Origin of the sequence: Pandoraea sp. B-6 (assembly GCF_000282835.1) — a bacterium.
GTDB lineage: Bacteria > Pseudomonadota > Gammaproteobacteria > Burkholderiales > Burkholderiaceae > Pandoraea > Pandoraea cepalis.
Window position 1 is genome coordinate 32,121 of record NZ_KB290554.1, and the last position, 7,608, is coordinate 39,728.

7 protein-coding genes are annotated in these 7,608 nt (G+C 58.3%); all 7 read left to right on the forward strand.

The features are described from left to right. Positions 1–514, forward strand: a 514-nt coding sequence (locus tag A985_RS0120140; RefSeq protein WP_198288729.1) for a helix-turn-helix domain-containing protein, incomplete at its 5' end; no start/stop codon positions are given. 155 nt (positions 515–669) lie between these two features. Then, positions 670–1,395 (forward strand): helix-turn-helix transcriptional regulator, encoded by a 726-nt coding sequence (locus tag A985_RS27210; protein WP_017235179.1) that lies wholly within the window; start codon positions 670–672, stop codon positions 1,393–1,395. A gap of 244 nt (positions 1,396–1,639) precedes the next feature. After that, positions 1,640–3,418, forward strand: a complete 1,779-nt coding sequence (locus tag A985_RS26390) for a replication endonuclease (protein WP_017235181.1) — start codon at positions 1,640–1,642, stop codon at positions 3,416–3,418. A 103-nt stretch (positions 3,419–3,521) separates the two neighbouring features. After that, positions 3,522–4,412: a hypothetical protein gene (locus A985_RS0120160; RefSeq protein WP_017235182.1), complete on the forward strand. Its 891-nt coding sequence runs from the start codon at positions 3,522–3,524 to the stop codon at positions 4,410–4,412. Positions 4,413–4,588: 176 nt separating this feature from the next. Then, on the forward strand, positions 4,589–4,846 hold the full coding sequence (locus A985_RS26395) for a DUF4224 domain-containing protein (protein ID WP_017235183.1): 258 nt from the start codon (positions 4,589–4,591) through the stop codon (positions 4,844–4,846). Beyond that, entirely contained in the window at positions 4,836–5,813 is a 978-nt protein-coding gene (locus A985_RS0120175) for a tyrosine-type recombinase/integrase (protein ID WP_017235184.1), read from the forward strand. Before A985_RS26395 ends, A985_RS0120175 begins: the two co-directional genes overlap by 11 nt. Before the next feature lie 548 nt (positions 5,814–6,361). Then, complete coding sequence (locus A985_RS26405) at positions 6,362–7,300, forward strand: DNA translocase FtsK (protein ID WP_198288730.1); 939 nt, start codon at positions 6,362–6,364, stop codon at positions 7,298–7,300. Positions 7,301–7,608: the final 308 nt, after the last annotated feature.

The window sequence follows — 7,608 nt, forward strand, 5'->3', positions numbered from 1 at the left end:
GCGACAGGCGTTCGGCTACGTGCGACATGAAACTGAGCACGAGCTTGGCGTCCGATTGCGCGACGCTCGCGTGACGGCGAAGCTTACGCAAGGGGAACTTGCCGAGCGAACCAAGCTGGCAGACAAAGAAGGCGTCGGTATCAGTAGGAACGTAATATCGTTCCTCGAATCTGGCCGCACTCAACCAGGACCAAAGGAGATTCGCCTTCTGTGCGAAGTTCTTCGTATTTCGCCCAATCGCATGATTTATGGCGAGGATGAGCCGTTTGAGGAGCTGGCCAGAGTGCGTTACGCCGGCGGCGCAGGAGTCGAGAACTTTGCGTATGTCGCCTACTGCTTTAGCCGGATGCACCACAATCACAGGGAAGCGCTGTACAAGATCATGTTGGATCTGCTGCGCCCTTGGAATAAAGACTTCGATGAAGAGCTTCACCGCGAGGCCTTCAAGAAGTTCATTGCAATGGCAAAAGAACTAGAAGAGCTAGAGGCAAAGAGGGGCGAAGCGAAAAGGTAACCCGGACTGCCGCACCGCGCGTCGGCGTGGCCTCCAATGATTCAAAATTACGAAAGTTGCGTAAAAAAGACTTCTCACAACCTCCGGGTTCGTGTATGGTTGCAACCAATACGTAACAACGACGCATCGTGCGTCCATTTGAATCTGGAGAGGCAATGGCAAACAACATCACTTCGGACCTGCTGCGACGCGCACGTCGCACGATAGGCGTCACACAGGCAAAGCTTGCGGCCGATACCGGCGTCAACGCAACGCTCATTAAGCACTTTGAGACCTTCCGTATCAGCAGCCTTCCAGAGTCCACGCAGGACGCACTGACGGCATATTTCAAGCAGAAGGGCCTCGATCTTGATGCTCTCGCTGTACAGCCCGCTTACGCCGCCAACACGGATGTTTTACAGCAAGTCCCGCGCGCATTGGATCTCTCTGAGCCGCTGTGCTTCAGGGTAAGCAATGCGCTGACGGACGATCAAATCGGCGTCTTGTTGGACCGCATGTCGGAAAACGACGAAGCAATTTCCGAAATCATCGGCGAGGAAACGAAGAGCGGTCTCTTCGGCCACTCCGAGGAAACGCAGGACGCAAGTCGCAGACTGTTTTACCTGCTGGCGGAAAACTATCTCATCTTCCGCAATCTTCAAGGCCGCAACCTGTTCGATGACGTCGACATATCGTCGGATAGGGAAACCCACGGCCATCTGCTGCACGCTACCGTCATGAAATCGCCTATCGCTTCCGCGATGACCGATAGCGCAGCTACCAATCCGGCAAAGGACAACGCGCGCAATACCGACAGCGAGACGCCGCCCGGTGGAATCTCCAAGAAAGTGGCGTCGGCAAGTGCGCCCGAAAACGAAGTGCGCGCGAATCGGGGAGCGTAACCATGGACCAGCTTATGACGCCATTCTCGATGCTTACGGGAAAGAACTCTGGCACTGGCCTGGTCATCATCGGGCTACTCGTAGCGCTTGCCATCGCAGCGAAGCAGAAAAACAACGCTCCGCCTGTGGCCACCTAATGACCTAGGGCGGCGTACGTAATCTCGCGCGCCGCACTCCCCCCTCCCTCGTGAAGAACCCGCCACACATGTGGCGTGGATTCACTCGTCCTGAGAAAACATTAACCATGGCGATCACACATCTTTCTACCGATGCCGATTGGGCAGCAGAGTTGATTTCGGGGATGCCGCCTCGCTTCCAGAAGCGCGCGACGAACTACTGGCTGGAAACTCGCGGCGGCGACGCGACGGACAACGCCGATTCGGCACTTCGGCGTCGGTCGAATCTCGCACTGCTGGACGTGAAAAACAAACTCGGCGCGGTGCGCTTGCCACTGAAAGCCAGTGACGCGGACATCTGCGCCCGTGCGGCATGGATGGCTTCGACGTGTGCGGGGATGGCCGACACGTACCACGATGCCAAGGCACTACGCGCGGCGATGGAACGCTTTGTCGTGTACAACCATTGCACGCCGCCGGAGCCTGAGTGCGTCGACGAGCACGGCGTAATCCAGGGCGTTCGCGACCTCGCTGCCATAAAGCGGATGTCGTGCGAGCAATGGTGGCGCAAGTGCCTGCGCAAGCTGCACAACGAGTGCGTTGAGGCCGTAGCAATCATGCTCGGCTTCGTCGGACGTGGGCGCAACGTCTACATTTCTAACGAGTCGTTCGAGCGCCACCAACAGCAGCAAAAGCGCAATGCAGACATGCTGGAGAACACGGTACTGCGCAACGAGCTTGATCAGGAATATCTGATGGCCGAGCTTGCCGCGCTCGGCGTCGCCAACAAGCGCATCCGTCGCGCCGAACTGATGACGCGCATCAACGGCTTCGAGTTAATCGCGAACGACATGGGGCACATAGGCATGTTCTTCACGATCACGCCGCCGAGCCGTATGCACCGCTGGCACACGCTTCCAGATGGCCAACTGGTGCGAAACCACCGATATGACGGCACGACGCCCAAACAGGCACAAAAATATCTCTGTCATGTTTGGAAACTGATCCGCACGAAGCTGCATAACGACGGATTCCAATGGTACGGCGTGCGCGCCGCTCAACCGCACCACGAAGGCTCACCGCATTGGCATGGCGTGGTGTTCTTCCCGCAAGACCACGAGGGGATGGACGCTTACGAATACCTGTGCGGCGTAATCCGCCACTACGCGCTGAAGGACTCGCCCGACGAACCGGGCGCGCTGCAACACCGTTGTGATTTCAAGCTGATCGACCGCGACAAGGGGACCGCAGCCGGATACGTGCTGCGCTACGTCGTGCGCGCGACCGACGGCGAAGGACTCGACCGAGACCCGTTTGACCAGCCAGGCCACATTGCGGCCAAGCGAATCAACGCTTGGGCTTCCACCTGGAGCATTCGCCTTTTCCAGCAGGTCGGTGGCCCTCCTGTAGGGGTCTGGCGTGAAATGCGTCGCATCAAAGAATTGCCCCACCAGGCGCCGGAGGCATTGCGCCATGCCCACAACGCGGTCAACCGCCTGACCAAGACTGAGGGCGAGGTACAGCCGGCGTCATTTTGTCGCTACATCGAAGCGATGGGCGGAATCTTCGCCACTCGCAAGGACTTTCGTATCCGGCTCCACAAGGAAAAGACCGACCGCGTAGGCCGCTATGGCGACGTGCTGTCGGCAGAGGTGCGCGGCGTCGAATCGGCCGGCATCGTGGTGCACAGCGTCCGTCATGTGTGGGAAGTCGTGCGCCGGAAGGCGCGCGAGGGTTTTGAGGCGGGCATCGCCCGCCCTTGGACTCGTGTCAATAACTGTACGCACGCCCCCGGCGAAAACGACGTCGAATACGCCGAGCGTGAGCTATCACGACACGAATTTGAGTCGACAGCACCGCCATTCGATGCCTGGCTCGAATACAGCCAGCAATTTCAATCAGCCTGAGAACGAAACGGCACAGATTGCCGGTCACCCTTTGAGGATGGACCTCTCAGGGCTGGCGGCGCACGTCTGTGCAGGGTCAAAAATAATCGATAAGGAAACAACCATGCGCAAGAAGGACGACATGGAACTGCGGGCGCTGCGCGAGGCCGCAACGCGGTGCGTCGCGCGAACGCCCGACATCACGCCTAAAGATCGGAACGGATCGAATCAGACGAGCGCACGACGTGGTGAGATCAAAACGAGCACGTCCAACGGCATCCCTGTGCGGCGCAATCGCGACGCGAAGCATCCCAATACTGGTGTCGTGTGGGATTACCCCCCAGTCCCCATGCCGGTGAGAAAAACCCCTATCAGTAAGAAAACCGGTTTGCCCACGAGGAAATCGGCTGAGCACATTCTGCATGGACTGCCGAAGTGGTACGAGTGGGCCATGGAGTGGCACAGCGTGACGCCGAATCAATTTGCCCACTGGCGCAAGAACTTCGTGCAGATCACCGTGGACGAATGCGCAGCGCTTCTTCGAGTGAACGCGCGCACGATACGCAACTGGGAGAAAGGGGAAAATGCCATTCCGTTCACGGTCTGGTACGTCATGCATTGCTTTTTGAGCAGGCCAGATGTTTGGTTGAGCCGAGACGGCTTTCGTGATTTGTACGTTGACTACCGCAATGGCAGGGCCTATCTGTCGAGCGACGAATATCCGGATATTCGGTTTACGCATGAGGATCTGGTGCACCACGCATCAAGTATGGCTGTTGCGCGAGGGATCGAAGATCAGAACAAGAAACTTCAGGCACGAATACAGGAGCTTGAGGCCGAAAACACGGAGCTGCGCCGCATGTTCAAGAGCGGCCAGGTCACGAAAGAGCTGCAAAGCATGCGCGAGCGGATCGCTGGCTTGTTGGAGAGCATCGAGACGGCGGACATATTCGCGTTTCCTGTACCAGTTGCCGACGACGCGCACGTAGTGACTATGCGGGAGGCTGCCGCGTGAGAAAGCAATTCAAGCTCAACGTCGCTGTTGGCGTGACCGCGAATATCGTGCGCTTGCGCGTGCACATTATCCGCAACATGAAGAAGCACTATCGGCCCATGGGCCGCCTAGGTCGCATGATTGCACATCGCCGTTTGGGCCACCGTGTGCGGCGCAGTTTGCGGACGAGGTGAGTCATGTTCCTGTCGAAAAAAGAACTTGAAGAACTGACGGGCTTTGTCCGCGCAGCTAAGCAGATCGAATGGCTTAGGGCGAATGGGTGGCGGTACGCGGAGGATTCACAGCACCGTCCGAAGGTCGCGCGCAGCTATTTCGAGGTGCGGCTTGGTGGGGCGCGGTCCGAGCCGGAGACACGCGCGCCAGATACAGTCCAGCCGCGTTTCGAAGCGCTGCGCGCTGCGCGCACCACGCGGGGAGCCGCACATGGGGCGTAAGCGGCAGAAGAACCACAATCTCCCGCCGCGCATGCATGAGAAAGGCGGGCGCTTCTATCACGTCGGAACATCGATACCGCGCAAATGGACGCCTCTCGGCTCGGACCTCAATGAGGCACGGCGGAAGTGGGCGGAAATCGAAGCGGAACCCGTCCAGGACGATGACCGGACATTCAACGTCGTGGTGCGGCGATACATCCGGGAAGTCATTCCGACAAAAGCCCCCAGGACGCGCAGCGACAACATGAAGGAATTGGAGCACCTGAAGGCCGTGTTTGGAGCGATGCCAATTGACGCGATCACGCCGGTTCACGTGCGACAGTATCTCGACATTCGCGGAGAAACCGCCAAAGTGCGGGCGAACCGGGAAAAGGCGCTGCTGAGTCACGTCTACAACAAAGCGCGGGAATGGGGATACACAAGCGCGCCAAACCCTTGCGCGGGCGTGAAGGGGTTCCGGGAGAGTGGTCGCGATATCTACGTCACAGACGAGGCATTCCGGGCCGTCTACGCCGTCGCGCATCCCACATTGCAGGATGCCATGGACCTCGCCTACCTGAGCGGCCAGCGACCCGCCGACGTGCTGAAGGTGAAGCGGGCGGACATATGGGGCGACCATCTGCACATCGTTCAGAACAAGACGCGCAAGCATCTGCGCATCGCCGTCGAAGGCGAACTGAAGGCAGTCATCGAGCGGATCATCGCGCGCCCACGGAAAATGACCGGCGCAAGTCTGCTGCAGAACGACGACGGCACACCTGTAAGCCCCTTCGAACTGCGCTCCAGGTTCGACCGGGCGCGAAAGCTTGCAGGCGTGACGTTCCAATTTCGCGATATCCGGGCGAAGTCGGCCAGCGACACCGGGGATCTCGCGCACTCGCAAAAGTTGCTTGGTCATCAAAGCCGAAATATGACTGAGCACTACGTGCGGTCGCGCATTGGGGAACGGGTTAAACCGCTCCGATAAATTCGGCCCCAACTTGGCGCGGCCGCTGTAACCGAGCTGGTTACCGCCGGTTGCAGCCCGCAACCTCGCTCCCGTATACGTAACGTTACGTACGTTACGGGGGCAACCATACCCAGGCGCGCAACCAACATAGTTGCCGCACCATCGGCCAGCCGACGAACTCGGCAACTGCCGAACCTCCCTAACCGTCCAAGCATAGGCTCTAACGCGCCCCCCTACCTCCCCCTCTGTAAGCCAGACTTCGGCCGACTGACCAGGTGTCGCGCGCGCCGTCGCGCCCGAATTGAGACGCACTGGAATCCGCCGCGGCAACTCACCTGATGTCCAGTTGAGGCATGTTTCGACCTGACAAACCCCTGACTATCAAGGATGGAATTCGGCCAGGTTGCGATGCTCGCTGTGGTTCGCCGGACGGCAATATCAGGGAAAGGACGAAAAATTTGTAACAGTTGGAAGGTTAGCGGACGCTCAAGACAGTTCCCCGTTGGGTAGTTGAAAACCAACTACATTTACCGGTCTCATGCCGGCACATACTTGGGAGAACAGCTTTGGGAAATGATGCTCACAAACGATTGAGCGAACTTGGCGAAAAGGCCAAGTCGATACTGATTGAAGAACAGGAAGTCTCCGTATCCCTCCTGCAGCGTCGATTTCGGATGGGTTACAGTGACGCCTTGCGACTGATGAGCGAGCTCGAAGAACATCACGTTGTAACGGCGCCCGGAAAGACAGGCGTACGCACTTTTCAACCACCATACCAGAACGAGAAAGCGGGGATGATTAATCGAAATTTTTCCGAAGAAGCGCTTGCGAAGTTTGTGGGTTGCGATAGCGACGAATTGGCGGCGGGAACGCCCTCTGCCCCGTCAATATGGCTATTCGGTATCGAGCACGGAACCTACAAGAGCCAGCATGATGGAGCTGACCCCACGTCGGGGAGCGATGAGTACTCAATTGGTCTGCAACGCAAATGGCCCTACAACCAAAAAGCGTTCAAGCTTCTGGCTGCGATGAAGGGCTTCTCGGTCGCGAACTGGAGCGAATTCGCGGAGACGCACCAACCTTTCGTGAGAGGCTCGCGGGGATATTTCAAAGGAAATCTCTACCCGTTCGCTTGCCACGATGTTGGGCACTGGCCGCAGGACGCTGCGGACGAAACCGGCATTGCCGACAAACGAGAATATCAGGCTTGGTGTCGAGACCATCGGTTACCCGCCATCCGAAGCTGGGTGGAGGAATATCAGCCGGAGGTGTTTATCGGCGTCGGCATTGGATATCGTGCCGATTTTGCTAGCGCGGTGTTCGATGACCTTGTGACTCTGAATGAAAGCGTCATTTCGGCGCGAAACCAAACTCGTCGGGTATTTCACCAAAGTGCGGGACGCAAGAAGCTCGTCGTCGTCCCTCACTTTTCCAGCCCAAGCGGGTTGAATAGTGACGCACTTCTTCAGAGGACCGGAGAATTCATCGCAGATTTGGTTCGATAATCACGCGCGCCGCGCCCTACCCTCCCCCTCTGCAAGCCGTACGTTCGCCGACTGACGAGGCGTCGCGCGCGCCGTCGCGCCCGAATTGAGACGCACGGGGACCCGCGCCGCAGGTGTGGGGAGAGCGTCGCCCCGCAGGGCAATTCGGACAGGCAACAGACCGATGATGTGGCGGCGCGCTGCAGCGCGTCTACAAATTCCGATACCCCCTAACACTGGCGCGGTTCCCACGTAGATCAAATATGCGCGATTTGTAGAAATGATCGTGCGGTGACTCGATGATTTTCTGGACCGGCCAGCCTTTCGTA

Excerpts from the sequence above, each read along its gene's own strand:
- A985_RS26395 (WP_017235183.1), top strand. The coding sequence starts at position 4,589 with ATGTTCCTGTCGAAAAAAGAACTTGAAGAACTGACGGGCTTTGTCCGC.
- A985_RS0120175 (WP_017235184.1), top strand. The coding sequence starts at position 4,836 with ATGGGGCGTAAGCGGCAGAAGAACCACAATCTCCCGCCGCGCATGCAT.
- A985_RS26390 (WP_017235181.1), top strand. The coding sequence starts at position 1,640 with ATGGCGATCACACATCTTTCTACCGATGCCGATTGGGCAGCAGAGTTG.
- A985_RS27210 (WP_017235179.1), top strand. The coding sequence starts at position 670 with ATGGCAAACAACATCACTTCGGACCTGCTGCGACGCGCACGTCGCACG.
- A985_RS0120160 (WP_017235182.1), top strand. The coding sequence starts at position 3,522 with ATGCGCAAGAAGGACGACATGGAACTGCGGGCGCTGCGCGAGGCCGCA.